This is a genomic window from Pseudomonas juntendi (assembly GCF_009932375.1).
Lineage (GTDB): Bacteria > Pseudomonadota > Gammaproteobacteria > Pseudomonadales > Pseudomonadaceae > Aquipseudomonas > Aquipseudomonas juntendi.
This window is the reverse complement of sequence record NZ_BLJG01000116.1, coordinates 1-22108: the sequence shown is the minus strand read 5'-3', so window position 1 is coordinate 22108 and position 22108 is coordinate 1. Positions and strand designations below refer to the sequence as shown.

Annotated in this window: 18 protein-coding genes; all 18 read left to right on the top strand. The window is 63.1% G+C overall.

Annotated elements, in window-relative coordinates; translation table 11 throughout:
• The first annotated feature begins 14 nt into the window (after positions 1-14).
• The 18 genes from uppS (at position 15) to ispD (ending at position 22010) form a co-directional block, all read left to right on the top strand.
• Entirely contained in the window at positions 15-770 is a 756-nt protein-coding gene (gene uppS, locus GYA94_RS16450; RefSeq protein WP_009686947.1) for a polyprenyl diphosphate synthase, read from the top strand.
• The gene (locus GYA94_RS16445) at positions 770-1585 is read left to right on the top strand and encodes a phosphatidate cytidylyltransferase (protein WP_009686946.1); all 816 of its coding nucleotides are present in this window, start codon (positions 770-772) and stop codon (positions 1583-1585) included. Before uppS ends, GYA94_RS16445 begins: the two co-directional genes overlap by 1 nt.
• Positions 1582-2772 carry a 1-deoxy-D-xylulose-5-phosphate reductoisomerase gene (gene ispC / locus GYA94_RS16440; RefSeq protein ID WP_029886982.1) on the top strand — a complete coding sequence of 397 codons (1191 nt, stop codon included), beginning with the start codon at positions 1582-1584 and terminating at the stop codon, positions 2770-2772. The genes GYA94_RS16445 and ispC overlap by 4 nt, the downstream gene beginning before the upstream one ends.
• Before the next feature lie 71 nt (positions 2773-2843).
• Complete coding sequence (gene rseP, locus GYA94_RS16435; RefSeq protein ID WP_110678259.1) at positions 2844-4196, top strand: RIP metalloprotease RseP; 1353 nt, start codon at positions 2844-2846, stop codon at positions 4194-4196.
• 73 nt (positions 4197-4269) lie between these two features.
• On the top strand, positions 4270-6615 hold the full coding sequence (bamA, locus tag GYA94_RS16430; protein ID WP_161892723.1) for an outer membrane protein assembly factor BamA: 2346 nt from the start codon (positions 4270-4272) through the stop codon (positions 6613-6615).
• Positions 6616-6659: 44 nt separating this feature from the next.
• Positions 6660-7163 (top strand): OmpH/Skp family outer membrane protein, encoded by a 504-nt coding sequence (locus GYA94_RS16425; protein WP_003252311.1) that lies wholly within the window; start codon positions 6660-6662, stop codon positions 7161-7163.
• 1 nt (position 7164) lies between these two features.
• Positions 7165-8220, top strand: a complete 1056-nt coding sequence (gene lpxD / locus GYA94_RS16420; RefSeq protein WP_029886979.1) for a UDP-3-O-(3-hydroxymyristoyl)glucosamine N-acyltransferase — start codon at positions 7165-7167, stop codon at positions 8218-8220.
• A 114-nt stretch (positions 8221-8334) separates the two neighbouring features.
• A complete protein-coding gene (gene fabZ / locus GYA94_RS16415) occupies positions 8335-8775 on the top strand; it encodes a 3-hydroxyacyl-ACP dehydratase FabZ (RefSeq protein ID WP_004375427.1) in 441 nt (146 codons plus the stop codon).
• Positions 8772-9548, top strand: a complete 777-nt coding sequence (lpxA, locus tag GYA94_RS16410) for an acyl-ACP--UDP-N-acetylglucosamine O-acyltransferase (RefSeq protein WP_009686941.1) — start codon at positions 8772-8774, stop codon at positions 9546-9548. Before fabZ ends, lpxA begins: the two co-directional genes overlap by 4 nt.
• A gap of 1 nt (position 9549) precedes the next feature.
• Entirely contained in the window at positions 9550-10677 is a 1128-nt protein-coding gene (gene lpxB, locus GYA94_RS16405; RefSeq protein WP_161892722.1) for a lipid-A-disaccharide synthase, read from the top strand.
• 1 nt (position 10678) lies between these two features.
• Positions 10679-11302, top strand: a complete 624-nt coding sequence (rnhB, locus tag GYA94_RS16400; RefSeq protein WP_161892721.1) for a ribonuclease HII — start codon at positions 10679-10681, stop codon at positions 11300-11302.
• A 176-nt stretch (positions 11303-11478) separates the two neighbouring features.
• Complete coding sequence (dnaE, locus tag GYA94_RS16395) at positions 11479-15003, top strand: DNA polymerase III subunit alpha (protein ID WP_161892720.1); 3525 nt, start codon at positions 11479-11481, stop codon at positions 15001-15003.
• Positions 15004-15109: 106 nt separating this feature from the next.
• Complete coding sequence (locus GYA94_RS16390) at positions 15110-16057, top strand: acetyl-CoA carboxylase carboxyltransferase subunit alpha (protein WP_009686937.1); 948 nt, start codon at positions 15110-15112, stop codon at positions 16055-16057.
• Between the two features lie 133 nt (positions 16058-16190).
• Positions 16191-17474 (top strand): tRNA lysidine(34) synthetase TilS, encoded by a 1284-nt coding sequence (gene tilS / locus GYA94_RS16385; protein WP_161892719.1) that lies wholly within the window; start codon positions 16191-16193, stop codon positions 17472-17474.
• 268 nt (positions 17475-17742) lie between these two features.
• The gene (gene pyrG / locus GYA94_RS16380) at positions 17743-19371 is read left to right on the top strand and encodes a CTP synthase (protein ID WP_012270851.1); all 1629 of its coding nucleotides are present in this window, start codon (positions 17743-17745) and stop codon (positions 19369-19371) included.
• 200 nt (positions 19372-19571) lie between these two features.
• Entirely contained in the window at positions 19572-20861 is a 1290-nt protein-coding gene (gene eno / locus GYA94_RS16375; protein WP_054890065.1) for a phosphopyruvate hydratase, read from the top strand.
• A 163-nt stretch (positions 20862-21024) separates the two neighbouring features.
• Positions 21025-21306 (top strand): cell division protein FtsB, encoded by a 282-nt coding sequence (ftsB, locus tag GYA94_RS16370; RefSeq protein WP_009686932.1) that lies wholly within the window; start codon positions 21025-21027, stop codon positions 21304-21306.
• A complete protein-coding gene (gene ispD, locus GYA94_RS16365; protein WP_009686931.1) occupies positions 21303-22010 on the top strand; it encodes a 2-C-methyl-D-erythritol 4-phosphate cytidylyltransferase in 708 nt (235 codons plus the stop codon). The genes ftsB and ispD overlap by 4 nt, the downstream gene beginning before the upstream one ends.
• The last annotated feature ends 98 nt before the right edge of the window (positions 22011-22108 follow it).

Genomic DNA, 22108 nt, shown 5'->3' with positions numbered 1-22108 from the left:
GCCGGGGTTTTTTAATGGAAAAGACCAAGCCAGCGGTGCCGTCCTCGGTGCCGCGTCATGTCGCGATCATCATGGACGGCAACAACCGCTGGGCAAAAAAACGCCTGCTGCCCGGCGTTGCCGGGCACAAGGCGGGTGTCGACGCCGTTCGCGCGGTCATCGAAGTCTGTGCCCAGTCCGGGGTCGAGGTGCTGACCCTGTTCGCCTTCTCCAGTGAAAACTGGCAGCGCCCCGCCGAAGAAGTCGGTGCGCTGATGGAGCTGTTCTTCTCGGCCCTGCGCCGTGAGGCCAAGCGCCTCAACGAAAACAATATCAGCCTGCGTATCATCGGTGACCGCTCGCGGTTCCACCCGGAGTTGCAGGCTGCCATGCGTGAGGCCGAGGCGCTGACCGCCGGCAACAACCGCTTCATCCTGCAAATCGCTGCCAATTACGGCGGCCAGTGGGACATTGCCCAGGCCGCGCAACGGCTGGCGCGGGAAGTGCAAGCCGGGCACCTGCGCCCGGACGACATTACCCCTGGCCTGCTGCAGACGTGCCTGGCAACCGGTGAGCTGCCGTTACCGGACCTGTGTATCCGCACCGGTGGCGAGCATCGCATCAGCAATTTCCTGCTGTGGCAGCTGGCATATGCCGAGCTGTATTTCTCCGACCTGTACTGGCCGGACTTCAAACACGAGGCCATGCGTAAAGCCCTGGCCGATTTCGCTTCGCGCCAGCGCCGCTTTGGTAAGACCAGCGAGCAGGTCGAGGCTGGAGCTCGTGCTTAATGCTTAAACAACGCATCATTACCGCGCTGATCCTGCTGCCGGTTGCGCTGGGTGGTTTCTTCCTGCTCAACGGTGGGGATTTTGCCCTGTTCATCGGCTTCGTAGTGACCCTCGGTGCCTGGGAGTGGGCGCGCCTGGCCGGCCTGATGGCCCAGCCGCTGCGCATTGCCTACGCCCTGGTGGTGGCCGGGGCGCTGATGCTGCTGTACATCCTGCCGGAGCTGGCCCCCTGGGTGCTCGGCGCCGCAGTGATCTGGTGGGGGTTGGCGACCTGGCTGGTGCTGACCTATCCACGCAGCAGCGAGTTGTGGGCCAGTGCTGCCTGCCGGCTGCTGATCGGCCTGCTGGTATTGCTGCCCGCCTGGCAGGGGTTGGTGCTGCTCAAGCACTGGCCGCTGGGCAACTGGCTGATTCTCTCGGTCATGGTGCTGGTGTGGGCTGCCGACATCGGCGCGTACTTCTCTGGCCGTGCATTCGGCAAGCGCAAGCTGGCCCCGCAGGTCAGCCCCGGCAAGAGCTGGGAAGGCGTGTATGGCGGGCTGGCGGTCAGCTTGCTGATCACCCTCGGTGTGGGCATAAGCCGCGACTGGGGCGTTGGCCAGGTGCTGCTCGGTTTGCTGGGTGCTGCGCTGCTGGTGATGGCCTCGGTGGTCGGTGACCTGACCGAGAGCATGTTCAAGCGCCGCTCCGGCATCAAGGACAGCAGCAACCTGCTCCCCGGTCACGGCGGTGTGCTCGACCGCATCGACAGCCTGACGGCAGCGATCCCGATCTTTGCCGTGTTGTTGTGGGCTGCCGAATGGGGTGTCATGTGACTCGCCCGCAACGTATCACCGTGCTCGGTGCCACCGGCTCCATCGGCCTGAGCACCCTGGACGTGATTGCCCGGCACCCTGATCGCTACCAGGCGTTCGCCCTCAGTGGCTATTCGCGTGTGGACGAACTGCTGGCCCTGTGCGTGCGCCACCGCCCGGCGTTCGCCGTGGTGCCGAGCAGTGAAGCGGCCATGCGGTTGCGTGCAGGTCTGGCGGCGGCCGGTTGTGCAACCGAGGTGCTCGAAGGCGACGCCGGGCTGTGCCAGGTGGCATCGGCAAGTGAAGTGGACGCCGTGATGGCGGCCATCGTCGGGGCTGCCGGCTTGCGGCCCACCTTGGCGGCTGTCGAGGCGGGCAAGAAGGTCCTGCTGGCCAACAAGGAAGCACTGGTGATGTCAGGGGCCCTGTTCATGGACGCCGTGCGGCGCCATGGCGCCGTGCTGCTGCCGATCGACAGCGAGCACAACGCTATCTTCCAGTGCATGCCTGGCGACTATGCCCGTGGCCTGAGTGCGGTGGGGGTGCGGCGGATCCTGCTGACGGCTTCCGGTGGCCCGTTCCGTGAAACGCCCGTCGAAGCGCTGATGGGGGTGACCCCGGAGCAAGCCTGTGCGCACCCTAACTGGTCGATGGGGCGCAAGATCTCCGTGGATTCGGCCAGCATGATGAACAAAGGGCTGGAACTGATCGAAGCCTGTTGGCTGTTCGATGCTGCGCCGGCCAAGGTCGAAGTGGTGGTGCACCCGCAGAGCGTGATCCACTCGCTGGTCGACTACGTGGATGGCTCGGTCCTTGCCCAGCTGGGCAACCCGGACATGCGCACCCCGATCGCCAACGCCCTGGCCTGGCCCGAGCGGATCGACTCCGGGGTGGCGCCGCTGGACCTGTTCGCCGTCGCCCGTCTGGATTTCCAGGCGCCCGACGAACAACGCTTCCCTTGCCTGCGCCTCGCGCGGCAGGCTGCCGAAGCCGGCAACAGTGCCCCTGCCGTGCTCAATGCCGCCAACGAAGTGGCGGTGCAAGCATTTCTCGAGCGGCGTATTCGCTTCCCGGAGATCGCGGGTATGATCGAACAGGTACTCGAGCAGGAACCTGTGGTGCCCCTGCCTTCCCTGGACGCGGTATTCGCCGCCGACCAGCGGGCCCGGGAGCTTTCCCGGGAGTGGCTGCGCCGCCACGGCCGCTGATGCAGGCTCGCTACGGTGCGTGAGGGGGCAGGGTATTGCCCCGCCCCGCTGAATATCATTCGGAGATGGACATGACAGCGCTCTACATGATTATCGGCACCCTCGTGGCCCTGGGGGTGCTGGTGACCTTTCATGAATTCGGCCACTTCTGGGTCGCGCGCCGCTGTGGCGTGAAGGTGCTGCGTTTTTCGGTGGGCTTCGGCACGCCGCTGCTGCGCTGGCATGACCGCCATGGCACCGAGTTCGTCGTGGCGGCGATCCCGCTGGGCGGCTACGTGAAGATGCTCGACGAGCGCGAAGGTGATGTGCCGCCGGCGTTGCTCGGCCAGTCGTTCAACCGCAAGCCGGTAGGCCAGCGTATCGCCATTGTCGCGGCCGGCCCGATCGCCAATTTCCTGCTGGCAATCGTGTTCTTCTGGCTGCTGGCGATGCTGGGTACCCAACAGGTTCGCCCGGTCATTGGTAGCGTCGATGCCGGTAGCCTGGCGGCGTCCGCCGGGCTGGCCGCAGGTCAGGAAATCGTCTCTGTGGACGGCAAGCCGACCAGCGGTTGGGCGGCGGTCAACCTGCAGCTGGTGCGGCGCCTGGGCGAGAGCGGCACCTTGCAGGTTGGCGTGCGCGACGATGGCGCCAGTGCCGAGCGCCAGTTGCAGGTCAAGCTGGACAGCTGGTTGAAGGGCGCCGATGAGCCAGACCCGATCCAGTCCCTTGGGCTGCACCCATGGCGCCCGGCGATTGCGCCGGTGCTGGCCGAGGTCGACCCGAAAGGGCCGGCTGCCGCTGCGGGCCTCAAGAGTGGTGACAAGCTGCTGGCGGTCGACGGCGTTGCCGTGACCGAATGGCAGCAGGTGGTCGACAGTGTACGTGCCCGGCCGGATGCCAAGGTGCAGGTCCGCGTGGAGCGCGACGGTGCTGCCCTCGACGTGCCGGTGGTCCTGGCCCACAAGGGCGAGGGCAAGGCCGTTGCCGGGTACCTGGGGGCCGGGGTCAAAGGTGGCGAATGGCCTGCCAGCATGCTTCGCGAAGTCAGCTATGGCCCGCTGGAGGCGGTGGGCGAGGGCTTGTCACGCACCTGGAACATGAGTGTCCTGACCCTCGAATCGCTGAAGAAAATGCTGTTCGGGGAGCTCTCGGTAAAAAACTTGAGTGGACCGATAACCATTGCTAAAGTGGCGGGCGCTTCAGCCCAGTCCGGCATCGGGGATTTCCTGAATTTCCTCGCCTACCTGAGCATAAGCCTGGGGGTTCTTAACCTGCTGCCCATCCCGGTACTCGATGGGGGGCATTTGCTGTTTTATCTGGTCGAGTGGGCGCGCGGTCGTCCGCTGTCGGATCGGGTGCAAGGTTGGGGGGTCCAGATCGGTATCAGTTTGGTCATAGGGGTGATGTTGCTCGCCCTGATCAACGATCTGGGTCGACTATAAAGCTTCGCTCAATTGCGAACCCGCCGTTTTTTCACGGCGGGTTGTTTATTGCCAGTTGGAATAAAAGGACTTCATGAAACGTCTGCTGCTAACTGCGGTCATGTCCGCACTGATGATCGCTGAAGTTCACGCCGAGTCCTTCACCATCTCCGATATTCGCGTCAACGGCCTGCAGCGGGTTTCCGCCGGCAGCGTGTTCGGTGCCTTGCCGCTGAACGTCGGTGACCAGGCTGATGACCGCCGCCTGGTGGACTCGACCCGTTCCCTGTTCAAGACCGGGTTCTTCCAGGACATCCAGTTGAACCGCGATGGCAATGTGCTGATCATCAACGTGGTCGAGCGCCCGTCGGTGTCGAGCATCGAGATCGAAGGCAACAAGGCGATCAGCACCGATGACCTGATGAAAGGCCTGAAGCAATCCGGCCTGGCCGAAGGCGAGATCTTCCAGCGTGCCACCCTCGAAGGCGTGCGTAACGAACTGCAGCGCCAATACGTGGCCCAGGGCCGCTACTCGGCCGAGGTCGACGCCGAGGTGGTGCCGCAGCCGCGCAACCGCGTGGCACTGAAGATCAAGATCAACGAAGGCACGGTCGCGGCCATCCAGCACATCAACATCGTCGGCAACAACGTGTTCGACGACGATACCCTGGGCCAGTTGTTCGAGCTGAAAACCACCAACTGGCTGTCGTTCTTCAAGAACGACGACAAGTACGCCCGCGAAAAGCTGTCCGGTGACCTTGAGCGCCTGCGTTCCTACTACCTGGACCGCGGCTACATCAACATGGACATCGCCTCGACCCAGGTGTCGATCACGCCAGACAAGAAGCACGTCTACATCACCGTCAACATCAACGAAGGCGAGAAGTACACCGTTCGCGACGTGAAGCTGTCCGGTGACCTCAAGGTGCCGGAAGACCAGGTCAAGTCGCTGCTGCTGGTGCAGCCTGGCCAGGTATTCTCGCGCAAGGTGATGACCACCACGTCCGAGCTGATCACCCGCCGCCTGGGCAACGAGGGCTACACCTTCGCCAACGTCAACGGCGTGCCACAGCCGAACGAACAGGACCACACGGTAGACATCATGTTCGTGGTCGACCCGGGCAAGCGTGCCTACGTCAACCGCATCAACTACCGCGGTAACACCAAGACCGAAGACGAAGTGCTGCGTCGCGAAATGCGCCAGATGGAAGGCGGGTGGGCGTCGACCTACCTGATCGACCAGTCCAAGACCCGACTCGAGCGCCTGGGCTTCTTCAAGGAAGTGAACGTCGAAACCCCACCGGTGCCGGGCACCGATGACCAGGTCGATGTCAACTACAGCGTAGAGGAGCAAGCCTCCGGTTCGATCACCGCCAGCGTCGGTTTCGCCCAGAGCGCGGGCCTGATCCTGGGTGGTTCGATCAGCCAGAGCAACTTCCTCGGCACCGGTAACAAGGTGTCCATCGGCTTGACCCGTTCGGAATACCAGACCCGCTACAACTTTGGCTTCGTGGATCCCTACTTCACTGCCGACGGCGTGAGCCTGGGCTACAACGCCTTCTACCGCAGCACCAACTACGATGACCTCGATGTCGACGTGGCCAGCTATGCGGTGGACAGCCTCGGTGCAGGTGTGAGCCTGGGCTACCCGATCAGCGAAACTTCGCGCCTGACCTACGGCCTGAGCGTGCAGCAGGACAAGATCAAGACCGGCAAGTACACCGTTGACGAGATCTTCGACTTCCTCGACCAGGAAGGCGACAACTTCCTCAACTTCAAGGCGTCGATCGGCTGGTCCGAGTCGACCTTGAACAAAGGTGTGCTGGCGACCCGCGGTCACTCGCAAAGCCTGACCCTGGAATCGACCATTCCAGGCAGCGACCTGTCGTTCTTCAAGCTCGACTACCGTGGCCAGCTGTTCCAGCCGATCAACAACGACTACACCCTGCGCCTGCACACCGAGCTGGGCTATGGTGATGGTTATGGCAGCACCTCCGGCCTGCCGTTCTACGAGAACTACTTCGCGGGTGGCTTCAACTCCGTCCGCGGCTTCAAAGACAGCAGCCTGGGGCCACGCAGTACCCCGAGTACCGGCAAGAATGGTACTGCGGTGGACCCGGATCAGGACCCGCTGCCATTTGGTGGCAACGTGCTGGTACAAGGTGGCGTCGAGCTCCTGTTCCCACTGCCGTTCGTCAAGGACCAGCGTTCGCTGCGCACCTCCGTGTTCTGGGATGTGGGTAACGTGTTCGACACCAATTGCGGCAACAAGCCTGATTGCGAGAAGGTCGGTTTCTCGGGCATGGCCAGTTCGGTCGGCCTGGGCGTGACCTGGATTACTGCACTGGGCCCGCTGAGCTTCAGCCTGGCAATGCCGGTCAAGAAGCCGGACGATGCCGATACCCAGGTGTTCCAATTCTCTCTGGGCCAGACCTTCTAAGGTCGGCCCTTGCTTAACGACAACGGTTTATCCAGGAGTGCATCGTGCGTAAATTGGCTCAACTGGCCGTAGTGGCCGCGGCGCTGGTCGCCACCCCGGCTTTCGCCGAAATGAAGGTTGCCGTGCTGAACTATCAGATGGCCCTGCTGGAATCGGACGCCGCCAAGAAGTACGCGGTGGATGCCGAGAAGAAATTCGGCCCGCAACTGACCAAGCTGAAAAGCCTGGAAAGCAGCGCCAAGGGTATCCAGGACCGCCTGATCAAGGGCGGCGACAAGATGCAGCAGCAGGAGCGTGAGCGCCTGGAGCTCGAGTTCAAGCAAAAAGCCCGCGACTTCCAGTTCCAGTCCAAGGAGCTGAACGAAGCCAAGGCCGTTGCCGACCGTGACATGCTCAAGCAGCTGAAGCCGAAGCTGGATGGCGCTGTCGAGGAAGTGATCAAGAAAGGCGGTTACGACCTGGTTCTCGAGCGTGGCGCGGTCATCGATGTCAAACCTCAGTACGACATCACCCGCCAGGTCATCGAGCGCATGAACCAAGCCCGTTGATATGAGTGTGACCATGACGCTAGGCCAACTGGCCGAGGCCCTCGGTGCCACCCTGAAGGGGCCCGAGGCGCTGCAGATTACCGGGCTGGCCACCTTGCAAGAGGCTGGCCCCGGGCAGTTGACCTTCCTGGCCAACCCGCAGTACCGCAAGTACCTGGATAACTGCCAGGCCGGCGCGGTGCTGCTCAAGGCTGCGGATGCCGAAAGCTTTGCCGGCAATGCCCTGGTCGTGGCCGACCCGTACCTGGCTTATGCGCGCATTTCCCACCTGTTCGATCCGAAACCCAAGGCTGTGGCGGGAATCCATCCCAGCGCCGTGGTGGCCGAGGATGCCCAGGTAGATGCCAGCGCCAGCATCGGGCCGTTCGCGGTCATCGAAAGTGGCGCCCGTATCGGCGCCAACGTGAGCATTGGTGCACATTGCTTCATTGGTGCCCGTTGCGTGGTGGGTGAAGGCGGCTGGCTGGCACCGAGGGTCACGTTGTATCACGACGTCACCATCGGCAAGCGCGTGGTCATTCAGTCGGGTGCGGTGATCGGCGGCGAGGGCTTTGGCTTCGCCAACGAGAAGGGCATCTGGCGCAAGATCGCCCAGATTGGCGGCGTTACCATCGGCGATGATGTGGAAATCGGCGTCAACACGGCGGTCGACCGTGGCGCGCTGTCGGACACGCGCATCGGCGATGGGGTCAAGCTGGATAACCAGATCCAGATCGCCCACAACGTGCAGATCGGCGACCACACCGCCATGGCTGCGTGTGTCGGTATTTCCGGCAGCACGCGCATTGGCAAGCACTGCATGCTGGCGGGTGGCGTGGGGCTGGTGGGGCACATTGATGTTTGCGATAACGTATTCATTTCCGGAATGACCATGGTTACCCGCTCGATCACCGAGCCGGGCTCCTATTCTTCCGGTACGGCCATGCAGCCATTGGCTGACTGGCGCAAGAGCGCCGCGCGTATCCGCCACCTGGACGATATGGCCAAGCGCCTCCAGCAGCTGGAAAAACGCGTCGATACCGTGACCTCAGGTGGCCAGCCGGCATCAGAAGGCTGATACCATTCCCTGAGCAAGAGTGAACAGTCGCTAGCTGGCTCCTCTTTGGATTGCAAAAGGAGCGTGCGGTCAGCACCTGCGCTCCCTATTCTTATTACAGGCTTCCCCCCCGAAATGATGGACATCAACGAGATTCGCGAATACCTGCCTCACCGTTACCCGTTCCTGCTGGTGGACCGCGTGACGGAGCTGGACTACGAGGCCCAGAGCATTCGTGCCTACAAGAATGTCAGCATCAACGAGCCGTTCTTCAATGGCCACTTCCCGGCGCACCCGATCATGCCGGGCGTCCTGATCATCGAAGCCATGGCCCAGGCGGCCGGTATCCTGGGTTTCAAGATGCTCGATGCCAAGCCTGCCGATGGCACCCTGTATTACTTCGTCGGCTCCGACAAGCTGCGTTTCCGCCAGCCGGTGCTGCCGGGTGACCAGTTGGTGCTGGAAGCCAAGTTCCTAAGCCGCAAGAGCATGATCTGGAAGTTCGAATGCCGCGCCCTGGTCGACGGCAAGCCGGTGTGCTCGGCAGAAATCACCTGCGCGGAACGCTCCCTATGAATTCGATTGATCCTCGGGCCATCATCGATCCCTCGGCCAAGCTCGCCGACGGTGTCGAGGTGGGCCCTTGGTCGATCGTGGGCCCCGATGTCGAGGTCGGGGAGGGCACCGTTATCGGCCCGCATGTTGTGTTGAAGGGGCCGACCCGCATCGGCAAGCACAACCGTATCTTTCAGTTTTCGTCGATTGGCGAAGACACCCCGGACCTCAAGTACAAGGGTGAGCCGACGCGCCTGGTGATTGGCGACCACAACGTGATCCGCGAAGGGGTGACCATTCACCGTGGGACCATTCAGGACCGTGCCGAAACCACCCTGGGTGACCACAACCTGATCATGGCCTATGCCCACATCGGCCACGACAGCGTCATCGGTAACCACTGCATTCTGGTCAACAACACGGCCCTTGCCGGGCATGTGCATGTGGGCGACTGGGCGATCCTGTCCGGCTACACCCTGGTGCACCAGTACTGCCATATCGGTGCCCACGCGTTTTCCGGCATGGGTACGGCGATCGGCAAGGACGTGCCGGCCTTCGTGACCGTGTTCGGTAGCCCGGCCGAAGCCCGCAGCATGAACTTCGAGGGCATGCGCCGGCGCGGTTTCAGCGCCGAAGTGATCCACGTGCTGCGCCGCTGCTACAAAATTGTCTATCGTCAGGGCCTTACCGTCGAAGACGCACTCAAGGAGCTGGCCGAGCCTGCTGCGCTGCACCCTGAGGTCGAGCTGTTCCGCCAGTCGATCGTGAACTCCGCTCGCGGCATCACTCGCTGACATGGCCCGGCTTTGCGTAGCGCTGGTGGCCGGTGAGGCCAGCGGCGATATTCTGGGTTCAGGCCTGATGCGTGCCCTCAGGGAGCGCCACCCCGACATACGCTTTATCGGGGTGGGCGGCCCCTTGATGGAAGCCGAAGGCCTGCAATCCTATTTCCCGATGGAACGCCTGGCGGTCATGGGCCTGGTGGAGGTGCTGGGGCGCCTGCGCGAGCTGCTCAAGCGGCGCAAACTGCTGATCCAGACACTGATCGATGAAAAGCCGGATGTGTTCATCGGTATCGATGCGCCTGACTTTACCCTCAACATCGAGCTGAAACTGCGGCAGGCCGGGATCAAGACCGTGCACTATGTCAGCCCGTCGGTCTGGGCCTGGCGGCAGAAGCGGGTGCTGAAGATCCGCGAAGGCTGCGACCTGATGCTGACCCTGCTGCCGTTCGAGGCGCGGTTCTATGAAGAGCAGGGCGTGCCGGTGCGCTTTGTCGGCCACCCGCTGGCCGACACCATCCCGCTGCAAGCCGACCGCACAGCTGCGCGTGCCGCCCTGGGCCTGGGCGAGGGCCCGGTGGTGGCCCTGATGCCGGGCAGCCGCGGCGGCGAGGTTGGCCGCCTGGGGGCGTTGTTCCTCGATGCTGCCGAGCGCCTGTGCCACCACGTACCGGGCGTGCGCTTCGTACTGCCGTGTGCCAACGCGGCGCGGCGCGCGCAGGTCGAGCAGATGCTCGAAGGGCGGCAGTTGCCGCTGATGCTGCTCGATGGCCAGTCGCACCAGGCCCTGGCCGCCTGCGACGCGGTGTTGATCGCCTCGGGTACCGCCACCCTCGAAGCCTTGCTGTACAAGCGGCCGATGGTGGTGGCTTACCGCCTGGCGCCGCTGACCTACTGGATTCTCAAGCGGCTGGTGAAAAGCCCCTACGTGTCGTTGCCCAACCTGTTGGCGCAGCGTGAGCTGGTACCTGAACTGCTGCAGGACGCTGCCACCAGCGAGGCGTTGGCCAATACCCTGGTACCGTTGTTGCGCGATGGGAGCCGGCAGACCGAACGTTTCGACGAAATTCACCGCACCCTGCGCCGCGACGCCTCCAATCAGGCGGCCGAGGCGGTGCTGGCCCTGCTCAAGGACCGCTGACATGCAATTTGGACTGGACTTCAACCTGGTCGAAGACCTGGTCGCCGGCGTTGACGAAGTGGGCCGTGGCCCGCTGTGCGGTGCGGTGGTAACGGCAGCGGTGATCCTCGACCCAACCCGGCCGATCCTCGGCCTGAACGATTCGAAAAAACTCACGCAAGCCAAGCGCGAGGCCCTTTTCGACGAGATTTGCGAAAAGGCCCTGAGCTTTTGTATCGCCCGTGCCGAGGTCGAGGAAATCGACCGGCTCAATATCCTGCAGGCCACCATGCTGGCCATGCAGCGCGCGGTCGAAGGCCTGCACGTTACACCGAAGCTTGCGCTGATCGACGGCAACCGCTGCCCGAAACTGGCCGTGCCGGCAGCGCCGGTGGTCAAGGGCGATAGCCAGGTCCCGGCGATTGCGGCAGCCTCGATTCTGGCCAAGGTCAGCCGTGACCGTGAAATGAGCGCGTTCGAGCTGATCTACCCGGGTTACGGTATCGGCGGGCACAAGGGCTACCCCACGCCGGTACATCTGGAGGCCTTGGCCAAGCTTGGGCCTACGCCCATTCATCGGCGTTCGTTCGCACCGGTGCGGGCCGCCTGGGACGCGCGTGAGGGCGTCATCGGTTCGCTGGTCTGACCAATGGGGCGGGCCCCTTGTAGGCGCGGCTTTAGCCGCGAACACCGGCACAGCCGGTGCCATCCACCGCGTCGCCTGGTTCGCGGGTAAACCCGCTCCTACACGCAGCCCCAAAACCCCCGCGCAATTAAGCTACAATCCCGCCCTTGTCGTTCAGCACTGCTACAGGATCTCCCATGTCGGTTCCCTTCGTTCACCTGCGCGTCCACTCCGAATTCTCGCTGGTTGACGGCCTGGTGCGGATCAAGCCGCTGGCCAAGGCGCTGGCCGGGATGAACATGCCGGCAGTGGCCATTACCGACCAGAGCAACATGTGCTCGCTGGTGAAGTTCTACAAGACGGCCATGGGCGCCGGCATCAAACCGATCTGTGGTGCAGACCTGTGGCTGGCCGGCGCCGACCCGGAAGCGCCGCTGTCGCGCATCTGCCTGCTGGCCATGAACCCCAAGGGCTATCGCAACCTCACCGAGCTGATCTCGCGCGGCTGGACCGACGGCCAGCGCAACGGCCTGGTGATCCTGCAGCGTGAATGGATCGCGCCGGCCAGCGAAGGCCTGATCGCCTTGTCGGCAGGCAAGGAAGGTGACATCGGCATGGCCCTGCTGGCCGGCCGTGACGACGAAGCCCAGGCCCTGCTGCAAGACTGGATGGGCATGTTTCCCGAGCGCTTCTACGTAGAAGTGCAGCGCACCAACCGCGCCCGCGACGAGGAATATGTGCATGCTGCCGTGGCCCTGGCCGACAGGCTCGGCGCGCCGCTGGTGGCCACCAACGACGTGCGTTTCATCAAGCAGTCCGATTTCGACGCCCATGAAACCCGGGTTTGCATCGGTGAAGGCTGGACCCTAGACGACCCTCGCCGGCCGCGTTGCTACAGCGACCAGCAGTACCTCAAGTCGTCCGAGGAAATGGCCGAGCTGTTCAGCGACCTGCCCGATGCCATCGCCAACACCGTCGAAATCGCCAAGCGTTGCAACATCCAGGTGCAGCTGGGCAAGTACTTCCTGCCCGACTTCCCCACGCCCAACGGCATGGGCATCGACGACTACCTGCGGCACGTGTCCCACGAGGGCCTGGAAGAGCGCCTGGCGGTCCTGTGGCCGAAGGAGACCACGCCCAATTACGAAGAGAAGCGCCAGGTTTACCTTGACCGGCTGAAGTTCGAACTGGACATCATCATCCAGATGGGCTTCCCCGGTTACTTCCTGATCGTGATGGACTTCATCAAGTGGGCCAAGAACAACGACGTGCCAGTAGGCCCTGGCCGTGGTTCGGGCGCAGGTTCGCTGGTGGCCTATGTGCTGAAGATCACCGACCTCGACCCGCTGGCCTATGACCTGCTGTTCGAGCGCTTCCTCAACCCTGAACGTATTTCCATGCCCGACTTCGACGTCGACTTCTGCATGGATGGCCGTGACCGGGTGATCGACTATGTGGCCGAGGCTTATGGCCGCAACGCGGTCAGCCAGATCATCACCTTCGGCACCATGGCCGCCAAGGCGGTGGTGCGTGACGTGGCACGGGTTCAGGGCAAGTCCTACGGCCTGGCCGACCGCCTGTCGAAGATGATTCCGTTCGAAGTGGGCATGACCCTGGAGAAGGCCTACGAGCAGGAAGAGATCCTGCGTGACTTCCTCAAGGGTGACGAGGACGCCCGCGAAATCTGGGACATGGCGCTGAAGCTCGAAGGTGTGACCCGGGGTACCGGCAAGCACGCCGGTGGCGTGGTGATCGCCCCGACCAAGCTCACCGACTTCTCACCGATCGCCTGTGACGAAGAAGGCGGCGGCCTGGTAACCCAGTTCGACAAGGATGACGTCGAGGCGGCGGGGCTGGTGAAGTTCGACTTCCTCGGCCTGCGTACCCTGACCATCATCAAGTGGGCCATGGAGATCATCAACCGCGAGCAGGCCAAGAAAAACCTGCCCGACGTGAATATCGACTTCATCCCGCTGGACGACCGCAAAACCTACGAGCTGTTGCAGAAGGCCGAAACCACGGCTGTATTCCAGCTTGAATCGCGTGGCATGAAGGAGCTGATCAAGAAGCTCAAGCCCGACTGCCTGGAAGACCTCATCGCACTGGTGGCACTGTTCCGCCCCGGCCCGCTGCAATCGGGCATGGTGGACGACTTCATCAACCGCAAGCACGGCCGTGCCGAGCTGGCCTACCCGCACTCCGACTACCAGTACGAAGGCCTCAAGCCAGTGCTGGCCCCCACCTACGGCATCATCCTGTACCAGGAGCAGGTGATGCAGATTGCCCAGGTGATGGCCGGCTACACCCTCGGTGGCGCCGACATGCTGCGCCGGGCCATGGGCAAGAAAAAGCCCGAGGAAATGGCCAAGCAGCGCGGTGGTTTCATCGAAGGCTGCGTGGCCAACAATATCGATGCGGACCTGGCAGGCAACATCTTCGACCTGGTAGAGAAGTTCGCCGGTTACGGCTTCAACAAATCCCACTCCGCGGCCTACGGCCTGGTGTCGTACCAGACCGCCTGGCTGAAAACCCACTACCCGGCACCGTTCATGGCGGCGGTGCTGTCGGCGGACATGCACAACACCGACAAGGTCGTGGTGCTGGTGGAGGAGGTGCGCAGCATGAAGCTGCGCCTGGATGCGCCGGACGTGAACTTCTCCGATTTCAAGTTCACCGTGAACGACGACGGCCGTATCGTCTACGGCCTGGGCGCCATCAAGGGCGTCGGCGAAGGCCCGGTAGAGGCCATCGTCGAAGCCCGTGCCCAGGGCGGGCCGTTCAAGGACCTGTTCGACTTCTGTGAGCGCATCGACCTCAAACGGGTCAACAAGCGCACCCTCGATGCGCTGGTGCGCAGTGGCGCGCTGGACCGGTTGGGCCCGCATTTCCATGACGAAATCAAGGCCTACCATGCCCATATCGACATCAACCGGGCGACCTTGCTTTCGGCACTGGGTGAGGCCATCAAGGCCGCCGAGCAGGCCGCGCATACCGCGGACAGTGGCCATGTCGACTTGTTCGGGGGCATGTTCGACGCGGCGGATGTCGATGTTTACGCCAACCACCGCAAGGTGCGCGAGCTGACCCTGAAGGAACGCCTGAAAGGCGAAAAGGACACCTTGGGGCTGTACCTGACCGGCCACCCGATCGACGAGTACGAAACCGAGATTCGCCGCTTCGCCCGCCAGCGCATCATCGATCTCAAACCGTCGCGTGAAACCCAGACCATCGCCGGCATGATCATTGCGCTGCGGGTGATGAAGAACAAGAAGGGTGACAAGATGGGCTTCGTCACCCTGGATGACCGCTCCGGGCGGATCGAGGCCTCGTTGTTCGCCGACGCCTATATCGCGGCGCAGTCGTTGCTGCAGACCGACGCCATGGTGGTGGTCGAAGGGGAGGTCAGCAATGACGACTTCTCCGGTGGCTTGCGCCTGCGGGTCAAGCAGGTCATGACCATGGAAGACGCGCGCACCAAGCTGGCCGAAAGCCTGCGCCTGAAGGTGGCGCACGAAGCGTTGAAGGGCGACCGGCTGAAATGGCTGGGCGAACTGATCACCCGCCACCGCGGTGCCTGCCCGATCACGCTGGAGTACACCGGCAGTGACGCCAAGGCCATGTTGCAGTTCGGCGAGCAGTGGGCGATCGACCCTGCCGATGGGCTGATTCAGGCACTGCGTGACCAGTTCGGACGTGAGAACGTCTTCCTGCAATATCGTTGAACCGACAAAAATTTAATCTCGACCTGAATGCGCCTGATCCCTTAAGGTATGGCGCCAAACGGATCAACCGGCCGGCCGCCTGGCCGTAGACCCAAGACGGATGACTATGAACCCGAATTTTCTCGATTTCGAACAGCCGATTGCCGACCTGCAAGCCAAGATCGAAGGCCTGCGCCTGGTGGGTAACGACAATTCGCTGAACATCAGCGATGAAATTGCCCGTCTGCAAGACAAGAGCAACACCCTGACCGAAAGCATCTTCGGCAACCTGACCAGCTGGCAGATTGCACGCCTGGCGCGTCACCCACGTCGTCCCTACACCCTGGACTACCTGGAGCACATCTTCACCGAGTTCGAAGAGCTGCACGGCGATCGCCACTTCTCCGATGACGCTGCCATCGTCGGCGGCACTGCGCGCCTGGATGGCAAGCCGGTCATGGTCATCGGCCATCAGAAAGGCCGCGAAGTGCGCGAAAAGGTGCGCCGCAACTTCGGTATGCCGCGCCCTGAAGGTTACCGCAAGGCCTGCCGCCTGATGGAAATGGCCGAGCGCTTCAAGATGCCGATCCTGACCTTCATCGACACCCCGGGTGCCTACCCGGGCATTGACGCCGAAGAGCGCAACCAGAGCGAAGCCATCGCCTGGAACCTGCGGGTGATGGCGCGCCTGAAAACCCCGATCATCGCCACCGTGATCGGTGAAGGTGGGTCGGGCGGTGCACTGGCCATTGGTGTCTGCGACCAGCTGAACATGCTGCAGTACTCCACCTATTCGGTGATCTCGCCAGAAGGTTGCGCCTCGATCCTGTGGAAGACCGCCGACAAGGCTGCCGATGCTGCCGAAGCCATGGGCATTACCGCCGAGCGTCTGAAGAGCCTGAACATCGTCGACAAGGTCATCCAGGAGCCGCTGGGCGGCGCCCACCGTGACCCGGCTGCGATGTCGGAAAGCATCCGTGCTGACCTGGTGCAGCAGCTGGACATGCTCGGCAAGTTCGACAATGACGCGCTGCTGGCCCGTCGTTACGAGCGCCTGATGAGCTACGGTCTCTGATTCCGTGATGTGATCCGGGGGCCGCTTTGCGGCCCATTCGCCGGCAAGTCCGCGCTCTCATGATGTGGGAGCTGGCTTGCCGGCGAATGGGGTGCAAAGCACCCCCGGCGATCTCAAGCGATGTGAGGCCTTCATGATCAACCTCACCCCCTGGCTCAACGCCCCCACCTGGTACATCGCCTTCTCCGGCGGCCTCGACTCTACCGTCCTCCTGCACCTGCTGGCCGACTACGCCCGCAGCCACGCAGCGCCGCCCTTGCGTGCGGTTCATGTCCACCATGGCCTGCAAGCCGCCGCCGACGCCTGGCCCGCCCATTGCCAGGCCGTCTGCGCCAACCTCGGCATCGCGCTCGAGGTAATCCACGTTCAGGTCAGCCCCGGCGCCAGCCTGGAACAGGCGGCCCGCGACGCCCGCTATGGGGCTTTCCAGCAAACCCTCGGTCCGGGCGACATTCTGTTCACCGGCCAGCACCGTGACGACCAGGCCGAAACCCTGCTGTTGCGCTTGCTGCGCGGCACCGGCCTGCGTGGCCTGGCGGCCATGCCGGGGCAGCGGCCGCTAGGGCAGGGCAGGCTGGTCAGGCCGTTGCTGGGCTGTGCGCGGCAGCAGTTGCAGGCCTATGCCCAGGCCCGCGGGCTGGCCTGGATCAACGACCCTTCGAACGCTGACACCCGTTTTGCCCGCAACTTTCTGCGCCGGGAGGTGATGCCGCAGTTGCAGCAGCGCTGGCCACAGGTTGGCCAGAATTTCGCCCGTGCCGCCGATCATCTGGGCGAGGCGCTGGGCCTGCTCGACGAACTGGCCCAGGGCGATCTGGTGACCGCGCAGCAGGGGGCGCCTGCCGCCTGGCCGGGCCTGGCCTCCCTCGACCTGGCTGCCCTGATGGCGCTGTCGCCGGCGCGCCAGCGCAACGCCTTGCAGTACTGGCTGAGCCAACGTACGCGGCTGCCCGATACCCGCCATTGGGCCGGTTGGGCAGACCTGCGCGATGCCGCGGTCGATGCCCAGCCGGTGTGGCGGCTGGCCGACGGGCAGTTGCAGCGTAGCCAAGGGCGCATTTGGTGGCTGAGTGGCGACTGGCTGCAGCCAGCCGCCGGTCAGCTGGCCTGGCCGGATCCAGGTGTGCCGTTGCCACTGCCGGGCAACGGTAACGTGCGGCTTGTTGGCGCAGCCGGGGTTGGCAGGCTGCGGGTTGGCTACCGCCAGGGCGGCGAAATACTGGAGGTGCCCGGGCGCGGCCGGCGCGACCTCAAACGCCTGCTCAACGAGCAGCAGGTGCCGCATTTCCTGCGTGCGCGCCTGCCCTTGCTGTACCAGGGCGAGCGCCTGCTGGCAGTGGCCAATTTGCCCGGGCTGGGGCAGGCGGGTTGGCAGCTGCACTGGCAGTTACCGACGAACGCGCAAGGTTTGAGCTGAAGGGTACATTCGGGTAGACTACCCTCCCTTCTTGATACAGCTTCTGTGGGTTCCGCGAAAACACAGGAGTTGCCGATTACCAAGCAGTTTTTTGCTGGGCTGATTCTGAAATGACGAGCGAGCTCCATGCCGGGGATACCCCTGGTCTGTACAGACGCGGCAGTTGTTCGAGATGCACTGTGATTGACGCAGGTGATCGGGGGCTTCGGCCTTCCTTCGCTTTCTCCGGCGGCGCTGGCCGCCTTAACGCAGACTTCTAGGGTTTTTCATGACGCGCTACATATTCGTCACGGGCGGTGTTGTTTCTTCATTGGGGAAAGGCATTGCCTCGGCTTCCCTGGCGGCCATCCTGGAAGCGCGGGGCCTGAAGGTCACCATGCTCAAGCTGGATCCGTACATCAACGTCGACCCGGGCACGATGAGCCCGTTCCAGCATGGTGAAGTGTTCGTCACCCACGATGGCGCCGAGACCGACCTCGACCTGGGCCACTACGAGCGGTTCATCCGCACCACCATGACCCAGAACAACAACTTCACCACCGGCCGTATCTACGAGCACGTGCTGCGCAAAGAGCGCCGTGGTGATTACCTGGGCGCGACCATCCAGGTCATTCCGCACATCACCGACGAAATCAAGCGCCGCATCATCAAGGGTGCTGGCGACGCCGACGTGGCCCTGGTGGAAATCGGCGGTACCGTGGGCGACATCGAGTCGCAGCCATTCCTCGAGGCCATTCGCCAGTTGCGCGTCGAAGTGGGTTCCAAGCGCGCGATGCTGATGCACCTGACCCTGGTCCCGTACATCGCCACTGCTGGCGAAACCAAGACCAAGCCGACCCAGCACTCGGTCAAGGAGCTGCGCTCCATCGGCCTGCAGCCAGACGTGCTGATCTGCCGTTCCGACCACCCGGTCGATGCTTCCTCGCGCCGCAAGATCGCGCTGTTCACCAACGTTGAAGAGCGTGCGGTGATTTCGCTGGAAGACGTCGACACCATCTACAAGATCCCGGGTGTGCTGCACGCACAGGGCCTGGACGACTTCGTCGTCGAGCGCTTCGGCCTGCAATGCAACGGTGCCGACCTGTCCGAGTGGGACAAGGTGGTCGATGCCAAGCTCAACCCTGAGCACGAAGTGACCATCGCCATGGTCGGCAAGTACATGGAACTGCTGGATGCGTACAAGTCGCTGATCGAAGCGATGAGCCACGCCGGTATCACCAACCGTACCAAGGTCAACCTGCGCTACATCGACTCGGAAGACATCGAGAACCAGGGCACCAGCCTGCTCGAGGGTGCCGATGCCATCCTGGTACCCGGCGGTTTCGGCCTGCGCGGCGTGGAAGGCAAGATCACTGCGGTTCAATATGCCCGTGAGAACAAGGTGCCGTACCTGGGCATCTGCCTGGGCATGCAGGTCGCGGTGATCGAATTCGCCCGTAACGTCATGGGCTGGAAAGACGCCAACTCCACCGAGTTCGACCGCAACAGCGGCCACCCGGTCGTCGGCCTGATCACCGAGTGGGCCGACGCCACCGGCGCGGTCGAAACCCGTGACGAGGCCTCCGACCTGGGCGGCACCATGCGTCTGGGTGCACAGGACTGCCAGCTGGCAGCCGGTTCCAAGGTGCACGACTGCTATGGCAAGGACGTGATCACCGAGCGCCACCGCCACCGTTACGAGGTCAACAACAACCTGCTGCCACAGCTGGTTGATGCCGGCCTGGTGGTTTCCGGCCGTTCCGAAGACGGCGCGCTGGTCGAAGTGGTCGAGTCCAAGGACCACCCATGGTTCGTTGCCTGCCAGTTCCACCCGGAGTTCACCTCCACCCCGCGTGACGGTCATCCGCTGTTCAGCGGCTTCGTCAAGGCGGCCCTGGCGCAGAAGAACAAGGCCTGATTTTTTCGGGTCTTTGGTGAGTTTTCCGACGGTTAAGTCCGCGCGAGGCTCATTTCTCGGGTAAAGTACGCCCCGATCTACCCCTGACCACTCGGTCAGGGGTTGCTTTTGCCAGGCCTGCCTCCTGCGTCCCTGCCTGGTGAAAGGCAAGAATTCCCTAAAGCTGCGTTGTTTTCGTCAATTCTGGAGTGCTTACAACAATGGCAAAAATCGTCGACATCAAAGGTCGTGAAGTTCTCGACTCGCGTGGCAACCCCACCGTGGAAGCCGATGTACTGCTCGACAACGGCATCATCGGCAGCGCTTGCGCGCCGTCCGGTGCTTCCACCGGCTCGCGCGAAGCGCTGGAGCTGCGTGATGGCGACAAGAGCCGTTACCTGGGCAAGGGCGTGCTGAAGGCTGTCGCCAACATCAACGGCCCTATCCGCGACCTGCTGCTGGGCAAGGACCCGGCCGACCAGAAGGCCTTGGACCGCGCCATGATCGAGCTGGACGGTACCGAGAACAAGGCCAAGCTGGGCGCCAACGCCATCCTGGCCGTTTCCCTGGCTGCCGCCAAGGCCGCTGCCCAGGACCAGGACCTGCCGCTGTACGCGCACATCGCCAACCTGAACGGCACCCCAGGCCAGTACTCCATGCCGGTTCCGATGATGAACATCATCAACGGCGGCGAGCACGCCGACAACAACGTCGACATCCAGGAGTTCATGGTTCAGCCGGTTGGCGCCAAGACCTTCTCCGACGGCCTGCGCATGGGCACCGAAATCTTCCATCACCTCAAGGCTGTGCTAAAGGCCCGTGGCCTGAATACTGCCGTGGGTGACGAAGGTGGCTTCGCCCCTAACCTGGCGTCCAACGAAGATGCCCTGGGTGCAATCGCCGAAGCCGTCGAAAAAGCCGGCTACAAACTGGGCACCGACGTGACCCTGGCACTGGACTGCGCCGCTTCCGAATTCTACGAAGACGGTAAGTACAACCTGTCCGGCGAAGGCAAGTCGTTCGATGCCGAAGGCTTCGCAGACTACCTCAAAGGCCTGACCGAGCGCTTCCCGATCATCTCCATCGAAGATGGCCTGGACGAGTCGGACTGGGCTGGCTGGAAAATCCTCACTGACAAGATCGGTGAAAAGGTCCAGTTGGTTGGCGACGACCTGTTCGTGACCAACACCAAGATTCTCAAGGAAGGCATCGAGAAGGGCATCGGTAACTCGATCCTGATCAAGTTCAACCAGATCGGCTCGCTGACCGAAACCCTCGAAGCCATCCAGATGGCCAAGGCTGCCGGCTACACCGCAGTGATTTCGCACCGTTCCGGTGAAACCGAAGACTCGACCATTGCCGACCTGGCCGTAGGTACCGCTGCTGGCCAGATCAAGACCGGTTCGCTGTGCCGTTCCGACCGCGTATCCAAGTACAACCAACTGCTGCGTATCGAAGAGCAACTGGGCGCCAAAGCGGTTTACCGTGGTCGTGCCGAGTTTCGCGGCTAAGCAAGAGATGGTAAAAAGGCAGCAGCCGGAGTTGTAGGAACGTTCTTACTGAACTTTCCTTCTTCCCAACGGGTTTCTGTCAACGAAGCCTGGCCTCGGCCAGGCTTCGTGCTATTCGAGCTCCCGTAAAATGCGCGGCAGCCTTTTTGACCTGGATAACGTGATGCGCAGTCCCTATTGGGTGTTCCTTATTCTGCTCCTGCTGTTGGGTGGCCTGCAGTACCGTCTGTGGGTCGGCAATGGCAGCCTGGCGCAAGTGACCGAGCTGAAGCAGCAGATTGCTGAACAGCACGCCGAAAACGAGCGCCTGCTGGAGCGTAATCGCGTGCTCGATGCTGAAGTGCTGGAGCTGAAAAAAGGCATGGAGACCGTTGAAGAGCGGGCTCGCCATGAATTGGGGATGGTCAAGGAGGGTGAAACCCTCTTCCAGTTGCCACAGAAATGATCGATACCTTACCGGCCTTCTGGGCCGTGATTCCAGCGGCGGGCGTAGGCGCCCGCATGGCTGCCGACCGCCCCAAGCAGTATCTGGAGCTGGCAGGGCAGACCCTTCTCGAGCACAGCCTCGACTGTTTTCTTGGCCACCCGACGCTTAACGGCGTGGTGGTCAGCATTGCCGAACACGACCCTTACTGGCCTGCCCTGGGCTGTGCCAGCGACCCGCGTATCCAGCGCGCGGCGGGCGGGCGCGAGCGCGCCGATTCGGTACTCAATGCCTTGCTGCTGCTGCATGCCCAAGGGGCGGCGGACAGCGACTGGGTGCTGGTGCACGATGCTGCGCGGCCCAACCTGGCGCGTAGCGACCTGGACAAGCTGCTGGCGGAGTTGGCGGATGACCCGGTGGGTGGCCTGCTGGCGGTGCCGGCGCGCGACACGCTCAAACGTGCCGATGGCAAAGGCCGGGTCAGCGCCACCGTTGACCGCAGCACCATCTGGCAGGCCTACACGCCGCAGATGTTCCGCCTGGGGGCGTTGCACCGGGCGCTGGCCGAGTGCCTGGTGTCGGATGTCGTCGTGACCGATGAAGCTTCTGCCATCGAGTGGTCCGGGCAGGCGCCGCGGCTGGTCGAAGGGCGCAGCGACAACATCAAGGTGACCCGGCCGGAAGACCTGGAGTGGTTGCGCCAGCGCTGGGCAGGTCGACGCTGAGATCGCCGGGTCCGCTGCGCGGCCCATTCGCAGGCAAGCCAGCTCCCACAGGTACCCCACAGACCTGAGGCATCGCGGCTCCTGTGGGAGATTCTATG